Raw genomic sequence first — 24408 nt, forward strand, 5'->3', positions numbered from 1 at the left:
GAAGGGTGATTAGCTCAGCTGGGAGAGCGTCTGCCTTACAAGCAGAATGTCGGCGGTTCGATCCCGTCATCACCCACCATTCGCTTTAGTGTTACGCGCAGCGGTAGTTCAGTCGGTTAGAATACCGGCCTGTCACGCCGGGGGTCGCGGGTTCGAGTCCCGTCCGCTGCGCCATATTCGGTAACCTGGAACGCTGAACGCCAGGTCACCACGGAAAAGCCCGCTAACGCGGGTTTTTTTCTGCCTGAGGTTCCTGCAGGGTGTGTCGTTTTACCGGTTTTCAGATTTTTTTGATTTTTTATCAATTAAATCAACACTTTATGAAAATCTGTGGCACAATGCGCCCCGCAACGAAGGTAAAGGGTGATTAGCTCAGCTGGGAGAGCGTCTGCCTTACAAGCAGAATGTCGGCGGTTCGATCCCGTCATCACCCACCACTTACTTTCAACGCTACGCGCAGCGGTAGTTCAGTCGGTTAGAATACCGGCCTGTCACGCCGGGGGTCGCGGGTTCGAGTCCCGTCCGCTGCGCCATATTCGGTATCTGGAACGCTGAACGCCAGATCACCACAGAAAGCCCGCTTAATGCGGGCTTTTTGCTGTCTGGGATTTGGCTTTGTAGCGAATCCACTGAAAAAGCGACCTGTTCGGGCAGCGCCCGTCAGTTAGGACTTGAACACCGCAGCCCCTGTGGGAGCGAGCCTGCTCGCGATAGCGGCGGGTCAGCCAACATTGATGCTAAATGTACCGCCGTCATCGCGAGCAGGCTCGCTCCCACAAGTTGTGCACCTGAACTGACAGGCATTGCCCTGCTCGGGTCGCTTTTTTCGTTTCTGTCTTGCCTATTGTTCGGCGTTACGACTGTGCCGGTAGTCGCTGACGGCCTCATACACCGCTTTTCGCAACCGGTTGATCCCGCCAATCGGCCTATGGGCTTCAAGCCCGAACCATGGGTTGAAGGACAGGTTGTCGCATTGCAGGTTCAGCGCCGGGGTGTCGAAATCCTGGGCAGGCAGTTTGATCCGGGCCACGGTTTCGAAGGGCGCGTCGCTTTCGTTCCACTCGATACTGGTGTCTTCGATCGGCATGTACTTGCCCGCATCCTGACGCTGGATCTGTAAAACGAAACAGGCCGGCACCCGATCGGTCGACAGCTGCTGATTCAGCGCGCTGCGCAGGAAATTCGGCAGGTTTTGATTTTGCGTGGGCAGCGCGTAGACCGGGCAGCTATCAGGGTCCGGCATCACGCGGAATTTAGCGTTAGCTTTACCGAACTTGTACGGCGAAACCGAAAAGTAAGTGGTCTGCGTCGGGCTTGCCGGGGCAGGGGAGAGCGTCGCCAGCGCAATAAACAGATGGCGAACTTGCCACGTGCGCGGATCCCAGCCCGGGAAGAACGCCATCGCCTTTTTGCCATCAGCCTGAGCAGCCACATTCTGACGATACTCAGCGACATCGCTGACAAAGAAGTTCGGATGGTTGAACATCACGAAGTCCTGTTCGCTGTGCCCTTGTCGGTCACTCAGCAATTGTTTACCAGGCACATCGAATAGTTTGATGGCCATGCCCCGGGCATCGCGGATGCTATCGAACTGCGGATACGCATTGCCGTTGGACAGCCGTATCGTCGCTTGCCAGGTTTTGCCCGGTTCGCTGAACACGCCCTGACGTAACTCCGCCGTCAGACCTGGCAGCACCTGAACCTCGGCCTTCACGCAGCCATGGGCCTTGGCATGGGCATCGCGCAGGTAGCGGGTGCTTTCCCGGTGTTGATCGACGATACGTACGGCCGTCTGGATGATGTCCTGGGTCATTGCCGCTTCGCCGTCCGGAATCAGTTCTTCAGCCGATACCGGGCCGCGATGCTGCCAGGCGGACCAGGCCATGATCAGCGCCCAGCCAAGCAGGCCCAGACCCAACAACCACAGCAGGGTTTTGCCGAGGAAGGCGCCCAGGCGCAACCAGAGAGTGATCAGCATGGGTCAATCCTTTTGACTGAGGCGGCGGTCTGGCAATTGCGACTCCATCGGGCCGCCCAACACTTTCAGGTATTCCAGCAGCGCCCAGCGTTCCTCCGGTTGCAGCAGACGACCAATGACGCCGTTACCGCGTTCACCTGCGCGGAACTCGTGACCGCTGTTGTGATTACCGGTAATGCGCGTGTCGAACACAAAACCGTTGGTGAAGGCTTCGGTGCGATAGCCCAAGTGTTTAGGGTCATATTCGAAGGTGCCTTTGTAGAACGTGGTCGGGCGTTCACTTTGTGGCGAGAGCAATTGATAAAGGCTCGGTACCGAACCGTTGTGCAGAAACGGCGGCGTGGCCCAGACGCCCGCCAAAGGTCGGGCCTTGTAGCTACGCAACTCCTGAACGCCGATCGGCAGGCCGAATCCGTCCAGGTTCGGGCGCTCTGCGGGTGTCACTTTGGCTTCGCGGTAGGCCTGGTTGCCCACGAAAGCAGTGACGTAAGCCAGTCCCTTGGCCACGGACAATTGGCTCATATCCAAGGGTTCTGTGGGTTTGGGATGCAGTTGTACGTCCAGTTGCGCAAGCTCCGCCGGATCCCACTGTAAAGCCGTCAGATCGAAGCGATGATCGGCAATGTTGTTGGCGGCGCCGGGGTCTGTGCCAATGATCTCCACAGGCAGCAATTTCAGATGTTGCACCGGTCTGCCGTCGCTTTGGGTGACGCGGGGGACATGACACCCGGCGCAATTTTCAGCGAACAGTTCGCGGCCTTTTGCGGCCAGGGGCTTGTCGATGTTGCCCAACAGGGCTTCCGGCCAGGCAGGCGGTTTGAGTCGTTGCAGGGTTTTTTCGATCCGATGCAGATCGCGCACCCGGACGCTGGACGGGTAGCGGTCGTCGCCCTTGAGCGGCTGCCCGCTGCTGTCGAAGAAATTCAGCGTGGCGCCCACACCCAAGGCCTCTCCGATATTACGGGCCATCGGTTGCTGCGCCGAACCGTTCCACTGCACCCAGTCGAAGGTCCACATGTCCCACAGTTGCGGGTAGTCCACCGGAGCGTTGGCCACACGGTAGTTGGCGGGTGAGATCGCGTCGCCGAAGCTGGCGTTGGCAATGCGCCCGAAAGCATCGGTGCGGCCAGGACCTTCTTCGGTGGGGTAAAGGCCTCGATGGGTGTCGTTCCAGGCCACCTTCAAGAAGGTATCGAGGGATCCTTTGAACTCCCGACGCAGCTGTTGGTGCCGTGCATCGTAGTCCTGACCCAAAACATTGCGGGCGAAACGTTCGAATTTCCAGGGGTTGTAGTAAGTCGAGGCGAGACTGGCCACTAGTGCCTGGCCGAAACTGCCGCCACGCAGGGTAGGGACGCTGGAGGGCAACACATGCTGGGCCGAGCCGCCGTCGATGCGCACAGTCTGGCCATTGAAGCGTAATTCGCCGGTGTGGCAGGCGGCGCACGTGATGTCCAGAAACTCATCCTGGCTGCCGGGGTTTTGATGACGGGCAAAACCGACGGGCAAGTTACCAGGATTGTTCGGTGTGGCTTTCTGGCTCGGGTCGATCAGAAAACCAAAGCGTGCAAGGTATTCAGGAGCGGCGAATCGTTTTTGCGAAAAGGGCAATTCAAGGGCACTGAACCAGTCATAGCGCAAGCCTTTGACCTGGGTACCCTGAGGGGTGAAGTAGTAAGCCTGTCGGTCGTCGGCGCTCCATTGCTCCAGGTAATTGACCTGTTGCGCCGGTGACCAGGCCGGCAATTTCGGGTTGGCGACGTAATACAGCACTACGGCGAGGCCCAGCCCCAGCAATACTGCGATCAGGATCAGCAAGCGGAATATGAGGCGCACGATAAACGTCCTTGTCAGTTTGTAACTCTCTTATGCCTCAGCTCACGAAGTGCGGCAAGAGGCCATTACGCCAGAGTCTGTGGGAACCGGCCCTCAAGTCCGTAAGAGCCAAATGACAGAAGCTTCATCCTTCTATAGCCAAAATGCGTTTAAACACCTGAACTTATCAGACGTTTCCTGCTCTCATGCCGGTAGCCATTGGTCGTGGCGGCCTGATAAGCTCGCGGCTTTACTCGATTGCCCTTTAGGCGCATGAACAAGGAAATAGCATGAAACAGCATCGGTTGGCGGCGGCGGTGGCCCTGGTTGGCCTGGTACTTGCGGGTTGTGATTCGCAGACCAGCGTAGAGCTGAAAACCCCGGCGCAAAAAGCTTCCTACGGTATCGGCCTGAACATGGGCAAAAGCCTGGCTCAGGAAGGCATGGATGATCTGGATTCCAAAGCGGTAGCCCAGGGCATCGAAGATGCCGTCGGCAAGAAAGAACAGAAGCTGAAAGATGAAGAGCTGGTTGAAGCCTTCGCTGCATTGCAAAAACGTGCTGAAGAGCGTTTGGCCAAGATGAGCGAAGAGTCGGCAGCCGCTGGCAAGAAATTCCTCGAAGAGAACGGCAAGAAAGCGGGTGTCACCACCACGGCTTCCGGCCTGCAATACGAAGTGGTCAAGAAAGCCGACGGCGCTCAGCCTAAGCCGACCGACGTAGTGACTGTTCACTACACCGGTAAATTGACCAATGGCACCGTTTTCGACAGTTCCGTCGAACGCGGCAGCCCGATCGATCTGCCGGTCAGCGGTGTGATTCCGGGTTGGGTCGAAGGCCTGCAACTGATGCACGTTGGCGAGAAGTACAAGCTGTACATCCCTAGTGAACTGGCTTACGGCGCCCAAAGCCCAAGCCCGGCGATTCCAGCCAACTCGGTACTGGTATTCGACCTGGAGCTGCTGGCCATCAAGGATCCAGCAAAACAAGACGCCCCCAAGTAATTCGCGTCTGCTTTAAAAACAACGCCTCGCTTATGCGGGGCGTTGTTGCATCTGGCGTTCAGTGGAGGTAAACAAAGCGAACGGATGCGGTACGCTGAAGTCATAGCCAGTGAGGGCGCTCGAGCTAGACGGGCCAGAACGCCAAGTCAATGAAATCTTGGGTTTTTTTATGTGAGTAAAAAACGCCCGATCTGAGTCAGGCCCTTATGAAACGGGGCTTTCAGCGGTGAAATGCAGCTCTGTTCACAAGGTTATCCACAATTTGTGTGGATAACATTTCAGTGGGAGTAATAAATGAAAACGCCCTGGAATTTTGCTCGTTTCCTGCCTCTGGCTGGACGCCTGCTCGCCCGTGGTCGTTTACCGACCCTGCTGTTTGCGGTTGCCAGCAAAGGCGCGAGCCAGGGCAATCGTCTGGGTAAACTCAAAGATGATCTGCGTTTGTTACAGGCACTCTGCCTGGCCTACTGGCGTGGTGAGTACCGGGCCATCAGCCCCAAAGCATTGGTCTCGGTGGTGGCCGGCTTGATGTATTTCCTGAGCCCGGTGGATGCAATCCCGGATTTCATCCCGGTATTCGGCATGCTCGACGACATTGCCGTACTGGCCTGGTTGATGAAAGTTCTCGATGACGAGCTCAACGCCTTCCGCGCTTGGCGCAAGCGTCAGCTGCCCGAGAAGCTTGCGGTAGTCGAACGCTTGCCTGATACCCCCGAACAACTGCAGCTTCAGGGGCCGAAAAAAAACTGAGCCAATTCAAAATCCTCCAGATATTCATACCCCCCCGCGACCTTAGCCGCTGTTAGGATTACACTTCTAAGGAAAAGCGCCGACTCGCTAAGTGTCGTTGTCCTACGGGGTAGTCATGGATATTCAGATAATTACACGCGAAGGCGAGCCCGAATATGCGGTTCTGCCATGGGCTCAGTATCAGGCTCTACTGAAAGCAGCAGGCATCAAGCAACAACCACCGCGTGACGCCACAGCGCCTCCCGCGGCGGCACCAGACCAGATTCTTCCGGGTCTGGATCAACTACGCAATTTGCGCGAAGGGAAGGGCATCGCCATTGAGGCGCTCGCCCGCACGGTAGGCATCAGCCCGTCATATCTCGCCTTGATCGAAAGCGGTGAGCGTCAACCCGACGCTGCTATTCGCCGCAGCCTCGCCTGGGAATTGACGGTGCCAGGATGGAGGGATGAATCGTGAGCGTACGCATCAGTCGTCAACATTGGGATGGATTGCTGGGGGAGCTGGATCAGGCGCGTCGTCAGCGCCATCTTTTGACTTATCGGGCGTTGCTGGAGCGTTTGCAGCTACCCACGCCGGCCATGCAAACCTTGACCGCAGCCCTTGAGCACCTGGCCGCACTGGATGCCAGAGCCGAGCAGCCGTTGCGCAGCTCGTTGGTGATCAGCCAGGGGGCCAGCCGCTTGCCGCGCACCGGCTTCTTTGAATGTGTCGAGCGACTCGGGCGCTTTTCCGGCCCGTCCGATGGCGTGGCTGCCGCGTCCTGGCATGCCTCGGAAGTGGTGCGGGTGTTCGAATACGAGTACCCCGAATCGGCGGAAGCCTGAGTGTTTTTACGACTCAAGGCGCGGGCCAGTTACTGGTTGGCCCGCCGGTTGTTCCACTGGTCGTGGTTTGTGCGTCAGCCGCGAGGCTGGAGCTGGCTCGAGGGCCAGTTTGCGCGTATGGCGAACCTGGGTGATGTCGGCGCCCAGAGCTTCTACGGCCACATTCTGACCTTTCGCGGCGTCGGTCTTGGGGCACGCGAGGAGGGTGTGCGATTGCTGCGTCTGGCCGCGTTGGCGGGGGATGCGAAAGCGGCGTATCAGGTTGGGGTGATCAGCCTTGCGGGAACGCCGAGCAAGGCACCGGACCCGGTGGAAGCGGCTCGCTGGTGGGAAATGGCGGCGAAGGCCGGGCATCCGCTGGCTGAACTCAAGTTGAAAGAGTTGGCGTCTCGTGGTTCTGCGGATTAAGCAATTAAGTGTCTGACAAATTAACGTGGCGTGAGGGAAACCTCCCGCCACGTTTGCGTTTCTGGTTGCTTGTTGATTAATGGGGTGATCATTAGCGAATCACCCTACATCAACATCATCCTTTCCCGACTTCTTTCCTGATTGATCCCCCGCAAAGTCTCGCGCGTTTATTACCGTGTAGATCCATCGGAGATTTCCTTCAAGTTGTAGCGGTTTTCATGAACTGGTGCGCGATGCGCTCCATCGATAGTCTTGGGGTTGTCACTGCAAATTCAGTGACAGGGTGTGGAAGCCCTTCTATCGTTAGGCGCATCAAGCGCCACCAGTTCGGCGTTTTTTATCGTCTGTGTTTTATGGTGGCTGTGCGCGGGGCGCTTTCGAGTGCGCCAGGTGCCTAACGTCCTGGTCTTCCACACCTGCGTACAGCCGCCACCTATTGCGTGGAAGTGATTTCTGGCGGCTCCAATCCATACGTTAGGAATCAAACAATGACAGCAATTACCCCTGATCCACCCTACGAAAAACCAATTCCCCACCCCAAAAACCGCTTCATGGCACTCACCAGCAACTGCAACGACATGCCCACGCTGTTCGTCGATACCCATGCGCCGCTCGATGTTTTGTATGAGGCTGCCAGCTATCGAATTCGTGCCGTCACCCAGGTGCTTGAGAACCTGTCCATGCGCGGCTCAGTCGAGTGTGATTCGACGATACTCAGCGACTTTGCCTTGCTCTGCGCCATTCCACTGCGCGATGGCTGTGATGTGCTGGATGTGATTGGGCGGCGGTTGCGGGCGCGGTCTTCGGACTAGAGCCGAGTGGTTTTTTGTGGCGAGGGGGCTTGCCCCCGTTGGGCTGCGGAGCGGCCCCAAAACCTGCATTCCGGATTTTTCAGGTACACCGCGGGGCTTGGTTTGGCGACTGCTGCGCAGTCGAACGGGGGCAAGCCCCCTCGCCACAGAGTTTTGTGGTGGTCTCAGGTTTCTGGGGCTGCTGCGCAGCCCAGCGGGAGCAAGCTCCCTCGCCACATAAGAACAAGATCAAAAGATCGCAGCCTTCGGCAGCTCCTACGGGATGTATGGCAAATCACCGATGCCCGGCAACCAACGTTTCCTTGGTTGTCGGCACCGCCAGGCTATCAATCACATGCACGCTATACCCCGGCACATTCTTCGCGTGATGCTTGGCCTGTGATGCCATCTCTGCCAACTGGCTCGCATCGAGTTGTCCGCAGGCCTGTGGATGCAAATGCACCACGCCGATGGACAGGGACAGCAGCGCAAACTCCTGCCGTATGCCTTGGCGATTCGGCGCGATGAAGCAGCCGGCTTCCAGGTGTTCGCTGCGGTAAAAGCGTCGGCATTGGCTGTGGAAGTCGTCCAGCAATTGGTGCAGGCGTTTGCGCCAGTCTTCCGGGCTGAGCACCAGCAGGAAATCGTCGCCGCCGATATGGCCAACGAAATCGCGAGATGGGTCGATGCGGTCGTTCAGGCATTGCGCCAGACACAGTAGGACTTCATCGCCGCGACCGTAGCCGTAGATGTCGTTGAAGGGTTTGAAACTGTCGATGTCCACGTAGCAGATCACCGATTCCCGTTCCTGTTGCAGCAGCCGTGTCAGGCATTGCTGGATCGGTACGTTGCCCGGCAACAGGGTCAGCGGGTTGGCGTAGCGGGCTTGCTGGATTTTCAGTTCGGTAATCAGCTTGAGCACGTCGATCACTCGGCCCAGCCCCAAATAGCTGCCGTTGAGGGTGATGATGAAGTCTTCTTCGATGCGCTGGCGGGCGCGGCTGGTGATCAAGCGGCTGACCTGTTGCAGCGACTGGCTCAACTCCACAGCGAGGAAGTCGTCGCTCATCAAGCGACTGATCGGCTTGCGGGCAAACAGGTCAGTGGCAAAGGGCTTGAGCAAGGCGTCCGAGAGCGAATGGCGGTGGACGATGCCACAGGGCTGGCCCTGTTTGTCGAGCACCGCCAGGGAGTTCAGGTTGGCCTGGCGGCGGAAGGCTTCCAGCACGGTGGCGGTCGGGGTGTCGCTGGTCACCGCCGGCTGGTCGTTGAGCAGGGCGCTGAGGTCACTGACTTCCTCGTTCAGTATCGCGGCGATGCTGTTTGGTTTGGGCATCAAGGTTCGGGCATCGCGAGGCGGATGCTCCTGGGGCCGGCAGAGCAGATAACCTTGCAGCAGATCAACGCCCATTTCGGTCAGCACGGCCAGTTCTTCCGGCAATTCGATGCCTTCGGCGATCACTTTGGCCCGGGAAGCCTTGGCGATCTGCAGGATCGAGCCAACGAACTCACGCTTGAGCGCGTCCTGGTGAATGCCGTCGATAAAGTGCCGATCGATCTTGACGTAGTCCGGGCGCAATTCAGACCAGAGTCGCAAGCTCGAATAACCGGCGCCCAGATCATCCAGCGCGATGGAAAACCCCATCGCCCGATAGTGATGCAGGGCGTTTTGCAGCAGCTGGAAATCGTCGGTCGGGGTCTGTTCGGTGAGTTCAATTACCACCTGGCTCGGTGGGATGCCGAAATCCTGCAGCAGTTGCAGGGTACGTCCGGGTTGGTGGGCGGCTTCGAGCAGGGATTCCGGGGATACGTTGAGGAAGAGTTTGCCGGGCAATTGCTGTTCATTGAAGCGGCGGCAAGCACTTTGACGGCAAGCGATTTCCAGTTCGCTGAGGCGACCGGCCTGGCGGGCTACCGCGAACAGGGCAACGGGGGAGTGCAGCGGACTGTTGGAGGGGCCACGGCTGAGGGCTTCGTAGCCGATGATACGTCGTTCAGAGAGGGAAATGATCGGCTGGAACAGGCTGTGCAAACCGCTTTGAGTCAGTATCGAGCTCAAGGCACTCAGCTGTTCGGTTGTGGTCATGGCGTTCTCTGGCGATAAAAAAAGGACCGGGTGCAAGGTGCACCCAGTCCTTTATTTCACGACAGAATGATGTCTGTTTGATGACGCTCCGGGGAGCGTTAGCATTAAATTGCCATCATTCTGATTGTAACCACTTAGTGCTTGGCAACCGCGGTGTTGAGTTTCAAGTAATCCAGCAGAATCCGCCCCGTCTCGCTCAGATAAGCATCGTCTTCTGGCTTGGTCTTGTCCTGCTCGGCCGCGATGGCATCTTCGTCTTCTTTCTTCAGCTCTTTGAGCGGCTCTTCGCCCTTGGCCTTGCGACGGATGTTTTCCATGACAAGTTGCTTGGCTTCGATATCGGCATGTTGTGCACGACGCTCGGCTTCATTGAGGCTGACGGTTTTTTCGCTCATCAACTTCTGCGCCAGGGCCAGTTTGTCGCGGATGAACACGAACTCCGCGTCTTTGGCCGTGCGTACGTCATGCTCGGACTTGAGCTGCGTGATGTACGGTTTGAACGGGTCAAGCGCAGGCTTGATGGCCGCACGAATGGTGTCCCACGGCATGGCTTCCGGCAGGGCGCTTTCGCCGATTTCCTTGGTGTCGATGAGCGATGGGTAATCGATGTCCGGCAGCACGCCCTGATGCTGGGTGCTCTGGCCGGAAACCCGGTAGAACTTGGCCAGGGTCAGTTTCAGTTCGCCATGGTTCAGCGGCTGAATGGTCTGCACGGTGCCTTTGCCGAAGGTCTGGCCGCCGATGATTAGCGCGCGGTGGTAGTCCTGCATTGCGCCGGCGAAAATCTCCGAAGCCGAGGCGGACAAACGGTTGACCAGCAACACCATCGGGCCTTTGTAGAACGCGCCCGGGTTTTCATCTTCCAGCACATCGACCCGGCCGTCGGCGTTACGCACCAGTACGGTCGGACCTTTGTCGATGAACAGACTGGTCAGCTCGGTGGCTTCCTGCAAGGAACCGCCGCCGTTGTTGCGCAGGTCGATGACCACGCCGTCGACCTTGTCTTTCTGCAGCTCGGTCAGCAGCTTCTTGACGTCGCGGGTGGTGCTCTTGTAGTCCGGATCACCGGCACGGAAGGCCTTGAAGTCCAGGTAGAAGGCCGGGATCTCGATGACGCCGAGTTTGTAGTCCTTGCCATCCTGCTTGAGGTTGAGGACCGACTTCTTCACTGCCTGATCTTCGAGCTTCACCGCTTCGCGGGTAATCGGCACGATTTTGGTGGTCTGGTCGTTCGGCGCGTTGCTGGCCGGAATCACTTCCAGGCGCACCACGGTGCCTTTGGGGCCACGAATCAGTTTGACCACTTCGTCCAGGCGCCAGCCGACCACGTCGACCATCTCTTTGTTGCCCTGGGCCACGCCGATGATCTTGTCGGCCGGTGCAACCTGCTTGGTCTTGTCGGCCGGGCCGGCAGGCACCAGGCGCACGACTTTCACTTGATCGTTATCGCTCTGCAACACGGCGCCGATGCCCTCCAGGGACAGGCTCATGTTGATGTCGAAGTTTTCCGCGTTATCCGGCGACAGATAGTTGGTGTGCGGGTCGTAGGACATGGCGAAGGTATTGATGTACGCCTGGAAGATGTCTTCCGCACGGGTCTGGTCCAGACGCGACAGCTGATTCTTGTAACGCTTGGTCAGGGTTTCCTGAATCTGCTTCGACTCTTTGCCGGAGATCTTCATCCGCAGCACTTCGTCCTTGACGCGTTTGCGCCACAGGTCGTCCAGCTCGGCGGTGGTCTTGAGCCAAGGGGCATCCTTGCGATCGACCAGCAAGGTTTCCTTGGCGGTGAAGTCGATCTTGTCGACGCCCTTGTTCAGCTCGGCAAGGGCAAAGTCCAGACGCGACTTGACGCGGTCCAGGTAGCGCTTGTAGATGGTGAACCCGGCGTTCAGGTCGCCGCTTTTGAGGAAGTCGTCAAACTGGGTTTTCCATTTGTCGAATTCGGCAATATCGCTGGCCATGAAATAGCTACGCGATGGATCCAGCAGCTTGATATAGCTGTCGTAGATGATCACGGAGCGTGCATCGTCGAGCGGTGGTTTGCTGTAATGGTGACGCTTGAGCAATTCGACGACGTTCAGACTGGCGATTACTTCGTCACGATCGGGCTGAAGCTTGTCCCAGCTGTTGGCTGCGAACGAATTGCTCGACATCGGCAAAAGACCGAGACCAATGACAAGAGCGAGGGCGGTGCTGGGGAGCAGATGCTTCATGCTGATTCGACGCGGGGACAATTGATAACGCATATTAGGCCGTCTTTGAAGTCGCCGGATCCACAAGGACCGGTCGCATAATGCAAAAAGCCCGGCGCTACAGCTTCGGGCTCAGTCCAGACTCACTATGGAGGCACTGTGAAAGCATTGCAAGGCGTTGAGGGGCGAGTGGAGTGGGTTGAAGAGCCGAGTCCTACGTGCGATGTAGGACAAGTTCGCATCCGAGTGGCGGCAGCAGGACTCAATCGCGCTGATTTGTTACAGAAAGCAGGACTTTATCCGCCACCGCCGGGGGCCAGTCAAGTACTGGGTCTTGAGTGTTCCGGGGTGATCAGCGAGGTCGGCCCGGGCTCGTCCTGGCAGGTCGGCGATCGGGTTTGCGCCTTGCTGGCCGGGGGTGGGATGGCCGAAGAGGTAGTTGTCGACGGACGGCATGTGTTGCCGGTTCCCGAAGGTTTGTCCCTGGCCGAGGCCGCGGCATTGCCGGAAGTGTATGCGACTGTTTGGCTGAATTTGTTTCAACTGGCTGCGCTCAAACCGGGTGAGAAAGTTCTCCTGCACGCCGGCGCCAGTGGAATCGGTTCAGCTGCCATTCAGCTGTGCAAGGCGTTTGGTAACCCGTGCTGGGTCAGCGTCGGTTCCGCCGAGCGTCTGGCTTACTGTGAAGCGTTGGGCGCGCAGGGTGGCGTGGTGCGCAACGGCGATCTGGATAGCTTGAATGATCTCGCGCCGTTCGACGTGATCCTCGACCCGGTAGGTGGTAACTATGCGGCGTTGAACCTCAAGCTGCTGGCTCGCGATGGTCGTTGGGTGCTGATCGGATTGATGGGCGGTCGCGAGGCGCAGCTGGATCTGGCGCAGGTACTGGCCAAACGTGTGCAACTGCTGGGTTCAACCTTGCGCAACCGCGATGAGCAGTTCAAGGCCGATTTGTTCAGCGATCTCGGCCAGCATGTCTGGCCGCTGTTTGCCGAAGGGCGTTTGAGCCCGCAACTGGCCAGGACATTTGCAATCAAGGATGCCGAAGCGGCATTTGCGGAACTGGCGACGAATAAGGTTTCCGGCAAACTGGTGTTGGTGATCGACGAAAGCCTGGTTTAGGGATGATCGTTCCCACGCTCCGCGTGGGAACGCCTCAATGGACGCTCTGCGTCCGCTTCTGGGACGCGGAGCATCCCGGGCTGCATTCCCATGCAGAGCGTGGGAACGAGCAGTAGGGCGGGGTTACTTCCAGATATGGATCGGCCAGCCGGCCTTTTCGGCGTGTTCAAGCAGCACCGGATCCGGATTCACCACATGCGGAAAGTCCACCTTCAGCAGCAGCGGCAAGTCATTGCGCGAATCTGAATAGAAACTCGCGCCTTCCAGGTTTTCCTCTTCGGCATCGAGCCATTCCAGCAACCGGGTGATCTTGCCTTCGCGGTAGGTCAGGGTACCAACGGTTTGGCCGCTATAAACCCCATGGGCCACTTCCAGCTCGATGCCGAGAATCTCGTCGATGCCCAAACGGTCGGCAATCGGCTTGACCAAATGCGTGCCCGAGGCCGAGATCACCAGGATCCGGTCGCCGGCCTTGCGGTGGGCGGCGATGGCTTTGGTGGCGTCGCTGAAGATGATCGGCTCGATGAAGTCTTCCACCCAAGGCCCGACCAGATGGTCGACTTCTTCCGGTGTGCGGCCGATCATCGGTTCCAGACTGAAGGTCATGTACTCCTCCATCCGCAACTTGCCGTGGCTGTAAGCGTCCATCATTTCGTTGTTCTGACGCATGAACGACTCGGGATCGACCCAGCCCAGGCGACCCATTTGCTCGCTCCAAAGGGTGGCGCAGTCGCCGTGGATCAGGGTTTCGTCCAGATCAAAAATTGCCAGGGCCATCAGTGCAGTTCTCTCTTCAACATCAGCAAGGTCATCAGGCTACCTCACACAGGGCCGTCGGATCGATGGAAAGTGCCAGGCGCTGACCATCGGGATGCAGGTCGGCCGCCGAACGGTTCAGCACATCCACCACCAATTCCACGCCCCGGGCTTCGACCCGATAGCGAATCACGTTGCCCAACAGGCTGTGGCTGCGTATTTGCGCGTCGAGTTCGCCGTTGAGGCTTAGCTCGATGGCTTCCGGGCGAATCGCGAGGCGATGGGTGATCGGTCGTTGCAACAGCTTACTGGCGCTGTCGGCGTCCAGCAGGTTGTAGTTGCCGATGAAGCCTGCGGCAAACACATCGACTGGCGCGGTGTAGAGGGTTTCGGCATCGCCGCTTTGTACGATCTTTCCCTGATTCATCAGGAAGATTCGGTCAGACATGGTCAGGGCTTCTTCCTGATCGTGAGTGACGAAGATCGTGGTCAGACCCAGTTCGCGCTGGATCTGACGGATCTGTTCGCGCAGGTGCTTGCGAATCCGCGCGTCTAGTGCCGACAGCGGTTCATCCAGCAACAGCAACCGAGGCCGGGTCACCAGCGAGCGGGCCAGGGCGACACGCTGACACTGGCCGCCGGACAATTGATGCGGGTAACGGGCGGCGAAGTCGTTGAGCTCCACCAGTGCCAGCACTTCGGCGACGCGCTTGTGGCTGTCGTCCGCGTTGACCTTCTGCATGCGCAAACCGAAGGCGACGTTCTGCTCCACGGTCATGTTCGGGAACAGCGCATAACTCTGGAACACCATGCCGATCCCGCGTTTTTGCGGGCTCAGCGGGACGAGGTCCTGACCTTCCAGCAGGATCTTGCCGCCGTCCACCGAGGTCAGGCCGGCGATGCAACGCAGCAGGGTGGACTTGCCGCAACCGGACGGGCCGAGAAGCGTGACGAATTCGCCTTTCTTGATTTCGCAGTTGATGTCGCTGAATACCGTGGTTCCAGAGTAATTTTTCTGAAGGTGTTGGACGCTGACATAGCTCATTCGCTTTTGTCCTTGTTCAAGATATTGGCCGCCCAGGTCAGAACCAGCACAAAGAAGAAGTAGGAGATCACCAGCGCACTGGTGAAGTGGCCGCTGCTGTTACGCATGTTATTGAGGTAGACCTGCAGGGTTTCATAACGGGTGCCGACGAGGATGTTGGCGAACACGAACTCACCGAACAGGAACGAGAACGACAGCAGCAACGCCACCATCAAACCCTTGCGCAGGTTCGGCAGCACCACCAGGAATGCCGCTTGCCAAGTGCTGGCACCAAGCAGTTGCGCGGAGTCCATCAGGTCGCGCAGGTTGATCGCTTGCAGGTTGTTGGTGATCGCTCGGTACATGAACGGCAGCGCCACGGTGAAGTAGCAACCGATCAAAATCCAAGGCGTGCCGACCATCGCGAACGGCCCCGAGCCATAGAGTTGCAACAACCCCACCGACGACACCACCGGCGGCACCGCGAAGGGCAGCAGGATCAGGATATTCATCAAGGCGTCGAGTTTCGGGAAGTGGTAATGCACCACGAACAGCAGCGGCAGAATCAGCACCACCGACAGAATCAGCGAGCCGACGCAGACCAGCAAGGACTGACCGAACGCGTCGAGAAAGCGCGGATCGCTCCAAAGCTGGAGGTACCACTTGAAGGTAAAACCGCTGGGCATGATCGTCGCGGACCAACTGCTGGAGATCGAGTAGATCAATGTTCCAAGCAGCGGCAACAGCAGAATGGCAAACAACAAATACACCACCACCCGGTGGTAGATACCGACGGGGCCCAGTTCAGCGCGAGACATGGTAGCTCCTCTTCAACAGCAGCTGATGCACGATAGTCACCAGGGTCATCAACGCCACCAGCACCACGGCCAAGGCGCTGGCCAGGTTCGGGTCCAGGGAAATGTCGCCGGAGACCATTGCCGCGATGCGGATCGGCAACACGTTGAAGTTGCCGGTGGTCAGGGCGTAGACCGTGGCATACGCGCCGAGGGCGTTGGCCAGCAGGATTACGAATGTGCCCAGCAGCGCCGGGGTCAGTACCGGTAAACCGATGTGTCGCCAGAATTGCCAGCCGTTGGCACCGAGCAACGCGGCGGACTCACGCCAGTCTTCGCGCAAGGCGTCGAAAGCCGGGTAGAGCAGCAGCACGCCCAGGGGAATCTGGAAGTAGGTGTAGAGAATGATCAGACCGGTTTTCGAGTACAGGTTGAAGTCCTGAATGATCCCGGCCTGTTTGAGCATGATGGTGATGCTGCCGTTGAACCCCAGCAAAATGATGAACGCGAAGGCCAGGGGCACGCCGGCGAAGTTGCTGGTCATGTTGGCGAAGGCGTTGACGAAGTTGCGCAGTTTCGAGTCGACCCGGCGCAAGGAGTAGGCGCCGAGTACGGCGATGATGATGCCGAACACGCTGGACCAGAAACTGATCTCGAGGCTGTACTGGATCGCCTGCAAATAGAACCTCGAGTTGAAGATTTTGCTGAAGTTGGCCAGGCCCCAGCCGAACTCTTCCGATTGCAGGCTGTTGATCATTACCCAGAGCAGCGGGGCGATCTGGAACACGAAGAAGAAAATCGCGAAGGGCACCAGGCACAAAGCGGCCAGCCATTTACCGCGGGTCATGGCATTCACTTGAGCAGCTCCCGGCACACAGGTTTGTCGTGGGGCACGCCCAGCAGTTCGCAGACGGTGCCGCAGATTTCGGTCTGTTTTGGCGCGGCGTTTTGGTTGAAGCTGAAGGCATCGCCGAGGACGAACAACGGCACTTCGCGTTCTTCGGGCAGCAGGCCGTTGTGCGAGCGGTCGTTGTTCATGCCGTGGTCAGCCGTCACCAGCACCTGGTAACCGGCGTCGAGCCAGCCTTGCAGGTAATCGGCGAGGATGATGTCGGCTGAGCGAGCGCTGTTGCGGTACTGCGAGGTGTCGAGGCCGTGCTTGTGCCCGGCGTCGTCGATGTTCATGGGGTGGACCAATAAAAAGTTCGGCTCGTGGCGCAGACGCAGGTTTTCCGCGTCGGCGAACAGGTGCGAGTCGGGGTAGTGGTCGTTCCAGTAGAAGTGACCGTGCTGGATTGGCAGTTTGGGGTCATCGGTATGACGATCCCGGGCGGCCATGAACGGCGAACGGTTATACAACTCGCTGACCCAGTGATAGGCCGCGGCTGCGGTTTTCAGGCCGGCGTCGGTGGCGTAATGGTAGATGCTGCGCTGGTTGGACAGGCGCGAGACGTTGTTGTGAACGATGCCGCTGTCGATCGGCGTAACGCCGGTCAGGATGCATTCGTAAAGGGGGCGGGACAGGGCCGGCAGTTCGCACTCCAGTTTGTAGAGTGCCGCGCGTCCTGCGCCAACGTAAGCCTGCAGATGCCCCATGGCGTGGCGCGCGACTTCGTAATTGAGGCCGTCGAGCACGACAAGGATGACGTTGTGCTTCATAGGGGCTGGGACTCCGCAAAAACAGATGATTCAAATACGCAACCAATCCCCTGTGGGAGCGGGCTTGTGTGGCGAGGGAGCTTGCTCCCGTTGGGCTGCGAAGCGGCCCCAAAAAAGGAACTGCTGCGCAGTTCAACGGGAGCAAGCTCCCTCGCCACAGGTCCGCTCCCACATTGGATCTCCATCAGATCCCCGAATGGGGATCTACCGTGTTACGGCATATTGATGATGACTTCTTCCTGCCACTTCTGTGGCAGCCCCTTGGAGGTCTTTTCCCATGCGTCGGCGTCTTTGATAGGCGTAACCTTTTTGTACTGCTCGTTAGGCAGCAGCTTGGACTTCACGTCTTCCGGCAGTTTGATGTGCTCGGCGCGGATCGGACGGGCGTTGCCTTTCGCCAGGTTGATTTGGCCGGCATCGCTGAAGATGTATTCGCGGGTCAGCTTGGCGGCGTTCGGGTTCTTCGCGTATTTGTTGATGATGGTGGTGTAGCCGGAAATCACCGAGCCGTCGGATGGAATCAGCACGATGTAGTCATCCGGATTCGCCATCTTGGCCCTGTAGCTCAGGCCGTTGAAGTCCCAGACCACGCCGACTTCGATTTCACCCTTTTCCATGGTGGCGATCGTCGGGTTGGCCATGGACAGGCGACCTTGCTTGGCGATGTCAGCGAACAGCAACAGGGCTGGCTGAATGTTTTTCTCGTCACCGCCGTTGGCGAGGGCGGCGGCCAGTACACCGTTGGCCGCTTGTGCCGCGGTGCTCACGTCACCGATAGAGACTTTGTACTTGCCGGTCTTGAGGTCCGCCCATTTGGTTGGTGCTTCAGAACCGTGCAGCAGTTTTTTGTTGACGATGAATGCAATGGTGCCGGTGTAGGCCAGCGCCCAGTTACCGTCCTTGTCCTTGGCCCAGTCGGGAATCTGTTCCCAGGTAGTTGGCTTATAAGGTTGCACCACGCCCTGCTTGACCGAGATCGGGCCGAAGGCGGCACCGACGTCGCCGATGTCGGCTGTGGCGTTATCTTTTTCGGCGGCGAACTTGGCGATTTCCTGAGCCGAGCTCATGTCCGTGTCGATGTGTTTCAGGCCATATTTCTTGGCCAGGTCTTCCCAGGTGCCTTTCCAGTTGGCCCAGTCATCGGGCATGCCGACGCTGTTGACTGCGCCTTCCGCTTTCGCAGCGGCTTCCAGGGTTTTCAGATCATCCGCCGCCATGGCGGAGGTGCACAGGGCAATGGTCGAGCCTAACAGTGATGCCAGGAAAAACTGTTTCATCCGAAGCTCCTTTGGGCGTTTTCAACGCTGCGATTGCGGTTGTGTTGGTCTAGGTCAGCAATACCTGAGCCAATTTAGGCGGGTTGGATGACATTTTGATGTCGACGACCGGTCGGCCTGAATTTTCTGCGCTCGGATACGCGGGGTGCGAGATAAGCGTAGACCATGGCTAAGGAGCTGATATGAAAGGGACTTGGCCATAAAATTGCAGGTGTCTGGCGCAACCGTTCGGCGGCTTTGTCATCTGTCAGTCATATGCAGTGCCTAGGCTTGCAGGCAGTTGAAGGAACCGATTTGAATCACGGTTCTGCCCTGAATCAGTGCTGGTCTAGTCCAGATAGGTAACGTTGATGCGCATCGAGACCACCAAAGCGGTGACAGCCATCGGGCAGGTTCTGCAAGAACAGCTTGACCACGGTCTGTTGGCGCCCGGGAGCAAGTTGCCGGCAGAGCGCAAGCTCAGTGAGTTGTTCGGTACCACGCGGATCACCGTGCGTGAGGCTTTATTGCAGCTGGAGGCCCAGGGCCAGATTTATCGCGAGGAGCGACGTGGCTGGTTCGTGTCGCCACCGCGACTGGCTTATAACCTGATGCAGCGCAGCCACTTTCACGCGATGGTCAGTGCGCAGGGGCGAGTGCCGTCCACCGAAGTGATCTCGGCGCGCTTGCAACCGGCGTCGGCGGCGGTGTGTGCCTGGTTGCAGTTGCCGGCGCTGTCGAGCGTGATTCAGATTTGCCGCTCGCGACGGATTGACGGGCGATTGGTGTTGTATGTGGAGCACTACCTGAACCCGCAGTTTTTCCCCGGGATTCTGGACTTCGACCTGAATCAGTCGATGACCGAACTGTATGCCCGGCATTACGACTTGCACTACGGGCGGGTGCGTTTCGAGATTGTGCCGACGGCATTGTCGGTGGATGCGGCAGCGGCTTTACGGGTGTCGGTGGGCAGCCCGGGGTTGCGGATTGCCCGGGTCAATTACGATCAGCACGAGCGGTTGATCGATTGCGACCTCGAATTTTGGCGCCATGATGCGATTCATGTCGGGGTGGATGTGGTCTGAGCTTTATTCCTTGGCGACTTGCACACTCATCCGCGGCGTCGCCAGATCCAGCCCGGCTTCATCCAGATGGCGCTTGAGCGACAAATTGAACGCCCGGGAAACTTCCCACTGCTTGATTGGCGCGGTCTTGAAGCGTGCGCGAAGAATCGCGTTGCCGGATTCGAAACTTTCTACACCCTGAATCTCCAGCGGCGACCAGATGTTTCGCCGTTGCAGCGGGTCGGTGCGCATTTTCTGGCCAACTTCGCGCATCAGTTTGATCGCCTCGTCGATGTCCATGTTGGAGGGCACCGCCACCCGGAAGATCGCGTAGCCGAATTCCCGGGAGTAGTTCTTGATGCTTTTGATTTCGCTGAACGGAATGGTGTGAACGATGCCGTCGATGTCCCGCAGGCGCACGGTGCGGATGGTCAAGCCTTCGACCGTGCCCAAGTGGCCGCCGACGTCCACGTAGTCGTCGATGGCCAGGGAGTCTTCGATGATGATGAACAGCCCGGTGATCAGGTCGGCCACCAGTGATTGCGCGCCGAAACCGATGGCCAGGCCGATCACACCGGCACCGGCCAGCAACGGCGTGACGTTCATGCCCATGTTCGCCAGGGCGACGATCAGCGCAATGATGAAAATCGCCACGAACAGCACGTTGCGGATCAGCGGCATCATCGTCTGTGCGCGGGCATTGGCCAGGCCTTTGCGCGAGCGGGTGAGGGCGTGATGCACGGCGGTGTCACTGAGGATCCAGATCAGCCAGGCAAAAATCAGCGTGCCGCCGAGGCTGAACAGTTTGACGCTGACCTCATGGCCTTCGCCTTCGGTGAAACGGATCAGCGACATCCCCCAGACGCGCAGGCCGAGTTCGATGAATGCCAGCCACACCAGCAGATGGGCGAGGGTGTAGAAGAAGCTTTTCAGGCGATCCGAATACAGCGCGTGGCGCTTCACGCTGCGCTGCGGTTTGAGCGAATGGCGGCGCACTAGCCCATTGATGACCATGCACAACACCAGCAGCACAGTGCAGATCAGTGACTGACGCAAGGCCGTGCTGGTGTCGCCGGCGGAGACGAAGGTGGCGAACAGAGAGATGCCCACCAGCACCAGCGCCGGCAGATACCAAAAAGTGCCGAGGATTTCGATTGTGTCGCTCAAGGCCCGGCGAGTCAGGCGCCGGGATAGCGGTTGGTTGCGGATCAGGTGCGCGATGGGCCGACGGAAACGCAGAACGAAAAAACCGGTGGAGATCGCCGCCAACACATTGGCGAACGTCGCTGCGGTGTGAGCCAGGTGACTGCCGAGGCTGGCGATCAGGCGCGGATCGTTCAGGGCTTCACCGAAGGCAGCGAAACTGCCGATCAGCCACAACGGGCGGAAGGCCTGATGCCGCAGGATGTACAAGGCACGGTGACGATGCGGACCATCCAGCACGGAAAACGCGATCACGCAGATCGCCGAGAAACAGGTACCGACGACCAGCGCATAGGCCAACACCATGGCCAAGCTTTTGCCCAATGACGAAGGCAGGGCGTAGGTCATGTAAACCGTCATGACCAAGGCAATCAACCACGGCCCGAGTTTGCGCAAGGCGAAGCGCAGCATGTCCAGCGCCTTCGGGTGTTGTGGCAGTTCTTCGGTGAGACCAAAGCGCATGCGTACCCGGTGGCCGAGCCAGATCAGGGCGGCGGCCAGCAGGCTCCAGACCATCAGGATTACAGCAAAAGCGAAGATGATCGGCAGCCATTCATTGGCCGGAAGCATCAGCGCCGCCAGTTCATCCTTGGCCAGATCGACCTCTTCGGACCAGCGATTGAGCGGACTGTCGGTGCCGGAAAATTGCTTTTCGAGACCGGCCAGGGTGCCGCCGATCAGCCCCAGCACGCCTTGTTCAGTGGTCGGCTGAGCCTTTTGGGTGACGTCGCGAAGTTTTTTCAGGTCCGTCAGTAGCTGAGTCCGCTGCTGATCGTTTTCCAGGGACTTGATGACTTCGTCCAGCGATTGCCCCAACGGCTCTTGTGCTTGCGGCTGGGTTTTCGCCGAGCCATTGAGCAACCCCGGCAAACCGACCGCTTGGGCAGGTGCCATCGGCAGCAGTGTCATCAGGCAGGCAAGGAGCAAACATGGCAGGGCAAAAAGACGAGCGAACACGGTCGACCTCGGATGAACGAATCGGCCGAGTGTACGAGCCCGTCAAAATCAATGCGAGCCAGGCGCGAGGATTTATTCGTTGAGTTTGGCGAGGATCTTGTAGATCACAGTGGCGAGGATCATCAGCATGCCAACCCACATCGCGAACACACCGGCGTTCTTGTCGCGAAAGTTGAAGCCGATGGCCAGCATGATCATCCCGGAAAGAATCGGGATCAGCATGGCGTGGAACGAAGACAACGAGATCATGGTGACAGCCTTGTCGGAGAGGGTACTGCAAGTCTAGGCGGCTTTCGGACGAGCGGAGGTGATGGAGATCATTGTGGCGAGGGAGCTTGCTCCCGTTGGGCTGCGAAGCAGCCCCAAAACAAGCAATATCGGATTATCAGACAGGCCGAGTTCGCCAAGGTACGACTGCTTCGCAGCCGAGCGGGAGCAAGCTCCCTCGCCACAAAAGTTACCTTTTAATCACTAAGGACTACGGCAATTCGCGGCAGGTGTAAAACGCGCTCAGCACTTTGACAAGATGCGCCAGGTCATGGCTGCCGCACAACTCACGGATCGAGTGCATGGCGAACGTCGGCAGGCCGATGTCCACAGTGCGCACGCCCAGGTGGCTGGCGGTGATCGGGCCGATGGTAGAGCCGCAGCCCATGTCGCTGCGTACCACGAAGCTCTGCACCGGTACTTCTTCGGCCATGCACAAATGGCGGAAGAACCCGGCGGTTTCGCTGTTGGTGGCGTAGCGCTGGTTGCTGTTGACCTTGATCACCGGGCCGGCGTTGAGTTTCGGGCCGTGGTTGGCGTCGTGCTTGTCCGCATAGTTCGGATGCACGCCGTGGGCGTTGTCGGCCGAAACCAGCAGGGATTTCTGAATGGTCCGTACGAATTCATCCCCTTCGGGCAACAGACGACGCAGGGTTTGCTCAAGCATCGGACCGTCGGCGCCACAGGCGGAGCAGGAACCGACTTCTTCGTGATCGTTGCAGACCAGCACGCAGGTTTCGTCGGTTTCGGTCGTCAGCAAAGCTTGCAGGCCGGCGTAGCACGACAGCAAGTTATCGAGGCGCGCACCCGCAATGAAATCGCCATGCAGGCCAATGACCGCTGCGCTTTGGGTGTCGTAGAAGCTCAGCTCGTAATCGAGCACTACGTCAGCGTTCAGGCCGTGTTCGCGGGCCAGTTGATCGGTGAGCACGGCGCGGAAGTCCACGCGCTCGTCACCGGCGAATTGCGCGAGGATCGGCGGCAGTTCGGTCTGGGCATTGATCGCCCAGCCCATATTGGCTTCACGGTTGAGGTGAATGGCCAGGTTCGGAATGATCGCGATAGGTGCCTTGAAGTCGATCAACTGGCTCTCGACCTTGCCATCACGGCGGAAAGTCACGCGGCCGGCCAGAGACAGATCGCGGTCGAACCACGGCGCCAGCAATGCACCGCCATAGACTTCGACGCCCAGTTGCCAGAAGCCCTGGCGTTGCAGTTCCGGCTGGGGTTTGACCCGCAGGCACGGGCTGTCAGTGTGCGCGCCGACCAGTCGGATGCCGCCGTGCAGGGGCGAATGACGACCCATTTTGAACGCGACGATCGAAGAGTCGTTACGGGTGACGTAGTAACGACCATTGGCTTCAGTGGTCCACGGCTCGCGCTCGTCGAGGCGCATGAAACCGGCCGCTTCCAGACGCTGAACAAGGCTGGCGGTGGCATGGAACGGGGTAGGGGAGGCCTTGAGGAAGTCGATCAGGCCTTGGTTCAACTCTTCGCGCATAAGAAGCTCCAGACAGCAGTGGCGCCAGTTTAACGTATTGAAAGCGCAAAGTGCGGCGGGCCTGTTCTTGGTGGCGATGAGTCTTAATGTGGCGAGGGAGCTTGCTGTGGCGAGGGGGCTTGCCCCCGTTCGGCTGCGAAGCAGTCGTAAATCCTGCAGATGCGGTTTAGCTGGTTTCAGGAGTGCTTCGCACTCCAACGGGGGCAAGCCCCCTCGCCACAAAAGCACGCTCATTGACCGTTAAAACGGTGCGGGGCACTCAAAGCGCAGGCGTTCGCCGGTCTGGGGATGAGTGAAGCTGAGCATGCTCGCGTGCAGGCACAAGCGTGGCCAGGCAGCCAGTGCCTGTTCATGGGCATAGAGTCCGTCACCTAACAGCGGGTGACCTATCGACAGCATATGCACGCGCAACTGGTGAGAGCGGCCGGTGATCGGCGTCAGTTCGACGCGGCACCAGTCGCCACAACGCTCCAGCACACGCCAGAACGTCAGGGCATGCTTGCCGAATTCGTGGTCCACCACGTGGCGTGGCTTGGTTGGAGGGTCGTAGCGCAGGGGCAAGTCGATGCTGCCGCTGTCCAGTTCCGGTTGTCCCCAGCACAGGGCGGTGTAGGCTTTTTCGGTTTCGCGGTCGTGAAATTGCCGAGACAGCTCGCGATGAGTGTCCGGGTCACGGGCCAACAGAATGATACCGGACGTTTCCCAGTCCAGCCGATGGACGATTCGCGCTTCCGGGTAGCCGTTTTCTTGCAGGCGCGTAATCAGGCAGTCCTTGTTGTCATCGGCCCGGCCGGGGACGGAGAGCAACAGGGTTGGTTTGTTCACCACCAGTACGGCGGCGTCCTGATGAATGATGCGGATGTTGGACAACGGCATTAAAACAGCCTCGTAACAAACGCCAACGGCGGCTCAGAACCCTAATGCCCAATGCAGGAGCTGCCGCAGGCTGCGAT

General features: G+C 58.7%; 22 protein-coding genes and 4 tRNA genes. 12 read left to right on the forward strand and 14 right to left on the reverse strand.

Translation table 11 applies throughout. The annotated features are described in order from the left end of the window. Positions 1-3 precede the first annotated feature (3 nt). The 4 genes from ACZ9IM_RS02995 (at position 4) to ACZ9IM_RS03010 (ending at position 533) form a co-directional block, all read left to right on the forward strand. Positions 4-79: transfer RNA gene (locus ACZ9IM_RS02995), tRNA-Val, on the forward strand. 18 nt (positions 80-97) lie between these two features. Further along, positions 98-174: transfer RNA gene (locus ACZ9IM_RS03000), tRNA-Asp, on the forward strand. A 187-nt stretch (positions 175-361) separates the two neighbouring features. Then, a tRNA-Val gene (locus tag ACZ9IM_RS03005) sits at positions 362-437 on the forward strand. Between the two features lie 19 nt (positions 438-456). Next, a tRNA-Asp gene (locus ACZ9IM_RS03010) sits at positions 457-533 on the forward strand. A gap of 308 nt (positions 534-841) precedes the next feature. Here ACZ9IM_RS03010 and ACZ9IM_RS03015 read toward each other — a convergent pair. Next, entirely contained in the window at positions 842-1978 is a 1137-nt protein-coding gene (locus ACZ9IM_RS03015; protein ID WP_476223327.1) for a catalase family protein, read from the reverse strand. Positions 1979-1981: 3 nt separating this feature from the next. Further along, the gene (locus ACZ9IM_RS03020) at positions 1982-3814 is read right to left on the reverse strand and encodes a di-heme-cytochrome C peroxidase (protein ID WP_476223328.1); all 1833 of its coding nucleotides are present in this window, start codon (positions 3812-3814) and stop codon (positions 1982-1984) included. A 269-nt stretch (positions 3815-4083) separates the two neighbouring features. Between ACZ9IM_RS03020 and ACZ9IM_RS03025 the strand changes: the two genes are divergently transcribed. From ACZ9IM_RS03025 to ACZ9IM_RS03050, 6 genes are all read left to right on the forward strand, one after another. Beyond that, positions 4084-4797: an FKBP-type peptidyl-prolyl cis-trans isomerase gene (locus ACZ9IM_RS03025; protein ID WP_007898896.1), complete on the forward strand. Its 714-nt coding sequence runs from the start codon at positions 4084-4086 to the stop codon at positions 4795-4797. A 294-nt stretch (positions 4798-5091) separates the two neighbouring features. Then, positions 5092-5547, forward strand: coding sequence for a YkvA family protein (locus tag ACZ9IM_RS03030; protein ID WP_007898895.1), 456 nt, complete (start codon positions 5092-5094; stop codon positions 5545-5547). Between the two features lie 115 nt (positions 5548-5662). Then, a complete protein-coding gene (locus tag ACZ9IM_RS03035) occupies positions 5663-6004 on the forward strand; it encodes a helix-turn-helix domain-containing protein (RefSeq protein WP_007898894.1) in 342 nt (113 codons plus the stop codon). Beyond that, complete coding sequence (locus ACZ9IM_RS03040) at positions 6001-6372, forward strand: hypothetical protein (RefSeq protein WP_007898892.1); 372 nt, start codon at positions 6001-6003, stop codon at positions 6370-6372. The genes ACZ9IM_RS03035 and ACZ9IM_RS03040 overlap by 4 nt, the downstream gene beginning before the upstream one ends. Further along, on the forward strand, positions 6373-6780 hold the full coding sequence (locus tag ACZ9IM_RS03045; RefSeq protein ID WP_218394246.1) for an SEL1-like repeat protein: 408 nt from the start codon (positions 6373-6375) through the stop codon (positions 6778-6780). A gap of 488 nt (positions 6781-7268) precedes the next feature. Then, complete coding sequence (locus tag ACZ9IM_RS03050; protein ID WP_427625172.1) at positions 7269-7592, forward strand: hypothetical protein; 324 nt, start codon at positions 7269-7271, stop codon at positions 7590-7592. A 274-nt stretch (positions 7593-7866) separates the two neighbouring features. On the opposite strand, the gene ACZ9IM_RS03055 is transcribed toward ACZ9IM_RS03050, so the two are convergent. Further along, positions 7867-9657, reverse strand: coding sequence for a bifunctional diguanylate cyclase/phosphodiesterase (locus tag ACZ9IM_RS03055; RefSeq protein WP_476223329.1), 1791 nt, complete (start codon positions 9655-9657; stop codon positions 7867-7869). Positions 9658-9791: 134 nt separating this feature from the next. Then, the gene (locus ACZ9IM_RS03060) at positions 9792-11873 is read right to left on the reverse strand and encodes a carboxy terminal-processing peptidase (RefSeq protein WP_476223330.1); all 2082 of its coding nucleotides are present in this window, start codon (positions 11871-11873) and stop codon (positions 9792-9794) included. Between the two features lie 138 nt (positions 11874-12011). Between ACZ9IM_RS03060 and ACZ9IM_RS03065 the strand changes: the two genes are divergently transcribed. After that, the gene (locus ACZ9IM_RS03065; protein ID WP_427625177.1) at positions 12012-12974 is read left to right on the forward strand and encodes a zinc-binding dehydrogenase; all 963 of its coding nucleotides are present in this window, start codon (positions 12012-12014) and stop codon (positions 12972-12974) included. Between the two features lie 123 nt (positions 12975-13097). On the opposite strand, the gene ACZ9IM_RS03070 is transcribed toward ACZ9IM_RS03065, so the two are convergent. From ACZ9IM_RS03070 to ACZ9IM_RS03095, 6 genes are all read right to left on the reverse strand, one after another. Beyond that, the gene (locus ACZ9IM_RS03070; protein WP_476223332.1) at positions 13098-13751 is read right to left on the reverse strand and encodes an HAD family hydrolase; all 654 of its coding nucleotides are present in this window, start codon (positions 13749-13751) and stop codon (positions 13098-13100) included. A 34-nt stretch (positions 13752-13785) separates the two neighbouring features. Beyond that, complete coding sequence (locus ACZ9IM_RS03075) at positions 13786-14775, reverse strand: ABC transporter ATP-binding protein (RefSeq protein WP_007898867.1); 990 nt, start codon at positions 14773-14775, stop codon at positions 13786-13788. Then, a complete protein-coding gene (locus ACZ9IM_RS03080) occupies positions 14772-15572 on the reverse strand; it encodes an ABC transporter permease (RefSeq protein WP_008073685.1) in 801 nt (266 codons plus the stop codon). Before ACZ9IM_RS03080 ends, ACZ9IM_RS03075 begins: the two co-directional genes overlap by 4 nt. Continuing rightward, positions 15559-16395 (reverse strand): ABC transporter permease, encoded by an 837-nt coding sequence (locus tag ACZ9IM_RS03085; RefSeq protein WP_427625251.1) that lies wholly within the window; start codon positions 16393-16395, stop codon positions 15559-15561. The genes ACZ9IM_RS03080 and ACZ9IM_RS03085 overlap by 14 nt, the downstream gene beginning before the upstream one ends. Before the next feature lie 5 nt (positions 16396-16400). Next, a complete protein-coding gene (locus ACZ9IM_RS03090; RefSeq protein WP_218394253.1) occupies positions 16401-17207 on the reverse strand; it encodes an alkaline phosphatase family protein in 807 nt (268 codons plus the stop codon). Between the two features lie 212 nt (positions 17208-17419). Beyond that, on the reverse strand, positions 17420-18484 hold the full coding sequence (locus ACZ9IM_RS03095; RefSeq protein ID WP_476223333.1) for an ABC transporter substrate-binding protein: 1065 nt from the start codon (positions 18482-18484) through the stop codon (positions 17420-17422). Between the two features lie 350 nt (positions 18485-18834). Here ACZ9IM_RS03095 and ACZ9IM_RS03100 point away from each other — a divergent pair, with 350 nt between their 5' ends. Further along, positions 18835-19548, forward strand: a complete 714-nt coding sequence (locus ACZ9IM_RS03100) for a UTRA domain-containing protein (RefSeq protein WP_007898856.1) — start codon at positions 18835-18837, stop codon at positions 19546-19548. A gap of 3 nt (positions 19549-19551) precedes the next feature. Here ACZ9IM_RS03100 and ACZ9IM_RS03105 read toward each other — a convergent pair whose 3' ends face one another. The 4 genes from ACZ9IM_RS03105 to ACZ9IM_RS03120 form a co-directional block, all read right to left on the reverse strand. Continuing rightward, on the reverse strand, positions 19552-21687 hold the full coding sequence (locus ACZ9IM_RS03105) for a mechanosensitive ion channel family protein (RefSeq protein ID WP_476223334.1): 2136 nt from the start codon (positions 21685-21687) through the stop codon (positions 19552-19554). Positions 21688-21759: 72 nt separating this feature from the next. Beyond that, positions 21760-21936: a hypothetical protein gene (locus ACZ9IM_RS03110; protein ID WP_007898847.1), complete on the reverse strand. Its 177-nt coding sequence runs from the start codon at positions 21934-21936 to the stop codon at positions 21760-21762. A gap of 229 nt (positions 21937-22165) precedes the next feature. Next, positions 22166-23455, reverse strand: coding sequence for a M18 family aminopeptidase (locus tag ACZ9IM_RS03115; protein WP_063342977.1), 1290 nt, complete (start codon positions 23453-23455; stop codon positions 22166-22168). Between the two features lie 240 nt (positions 23456-23695). Then, the gene (locus ACZ9IM_RS03120) at positions 23696-24331 is read right to left on the reverse strand and encodes an RluA family pseudouridine synthase (RefSeq protein WP_008073690.1); all 636 of its coding nucleotides are present in this window, start codon (positions 24329-24331) and stop codon (positions 23696-23698) included. Positions 24332-24408 lie beyond the last annotated feature (77 nt).

The organism is Pseudomonas sp. TE12508 (assembly GCF_056279485.1).

Bases quoted from the DNA above. Each gene is read 5' to 3' on its own strand.
- ACZ9IM_RS03115 (WP_063342977.1), bottom strand. From the start codon at position 23,455: ATGCGCGAAGAGTTGAACCAAGGCCTGATCGACTTCCTCAAGGCCTCC.
- ACZ9IM_RS03070 (WP_476223332.1), bottom strand. From the start codon at position 13,751: ATGGCCCTGGCAATTTTTGATCTGGACGAAACCCTGATCCACGGCGAC.
- ACZ9IM_RS03030 (WP_007898895.1), top strand. From the start codon at position 5,092: ATGAAAACGCCCTGGAATTTTGCTCGTTTCCTGCCTCTGGCTGGACGC.
- ACZ9IM_RS03095 (WP_476223333.1), bottom strand. From the start codon at position 18,484: ATGAAACAGTTTTTCCTGGCATCACTGTTAGGCTCGACCATTGCCCTG.
- ACZ9IM_RS03075 (WP_007898867.1), bottom strand. From the start codon at position 14,775: ATGAGCTATGTCAGCGTCCAACACCTTCAGAAAAATTACTCTGGAACC.
- ACZ9IM_RS03090 (WP_218394253.1), bottom strand. From the start codon at position 17,207: ATGAAGCACAACGTCATCCTTGTCGTGCTCGACGGCCTCAATTACGAA.
- ACZ9IM_RS03050 (WP_427625172.1), top strand. From the start codon at position 7,269: ATGACAGCAATTACCCCTGATCCACCCTACGAAAAACCAATTCCCCAC.
- ACZ9IM_RS03025 (WP_007898896.1), top strand. From the start codon at position 4,084: ATGAAACAGCATCGGTTGGCGGCGGCGGTGGCCCTGGTTGGCCTGGTA.
- ACZ9IM_RS03055 (WP_476223329.1), bottom strand. From the start codon at position 9,657: ATGACCACAACCGAACAGCTGAGTGCCTTGAGCTCGATACTGACTCAA.
- ACZ9IM_RS03015 (WP_476223327.1), bottom strand. From the start codon at position 1,978: ATGCTGATCACTCTCTGGTTGCGCCTGGGCGCCTTCCTCGGCAAAACC.
- ACZ9IM_RS03060 (WP_476223330.1), bottom strand. From the start codon at position 11,873: ATGAAGCATCTGCTCCCCAGCACCGCCCTCGCTCTTGTCATTGGTCTC.
- ACZ9IM_RS03085 (WP_427625251.1), bottom strand. From the start codon at position 16,395: ATGACCCGCGGTAAATGGCTGGCCGCTTTGTGCCTGGTGCCCTTCGCG.
- ACZ9IM_RS03080 (WP_008073685.1), bottom strand. From the start codon at position 15,572: ATGTCTCGCGCTGAACTGGGCCCCGTCGGTATCTACCACCGGGTGGTG.
- ACZ9IM_RS03035 (WP_007898894.1), top strand. From the start codon at position 5,663: ATGGATATTCAGATAATTACACGCGAAGGCGAGCCCGAATATGCGGTT.
- ACZ9IM_RS03120 (WP_008073690.1), bottom strand. From the start codon at position 24,331: ATGCCGTTGTCCAACATCCGCATCATTCATCAGGACGCCGCCGTACTG.
- ACZ9IM_RS03110 (WP_007898847.1), bottom strand. From the start codon at position 21,936: ATGATCTCGTTGTCTTCGTTCCACGCCATGCTGATCCCGATTCTTTCC.
- ACZ9IM_RS03100 (WP_007898856.1), top strand. From the start codon at position 18,835: ATGCGCATCGAGACCACCAAAGCGGTGACAGCCATCGGGCAGGTTCTG.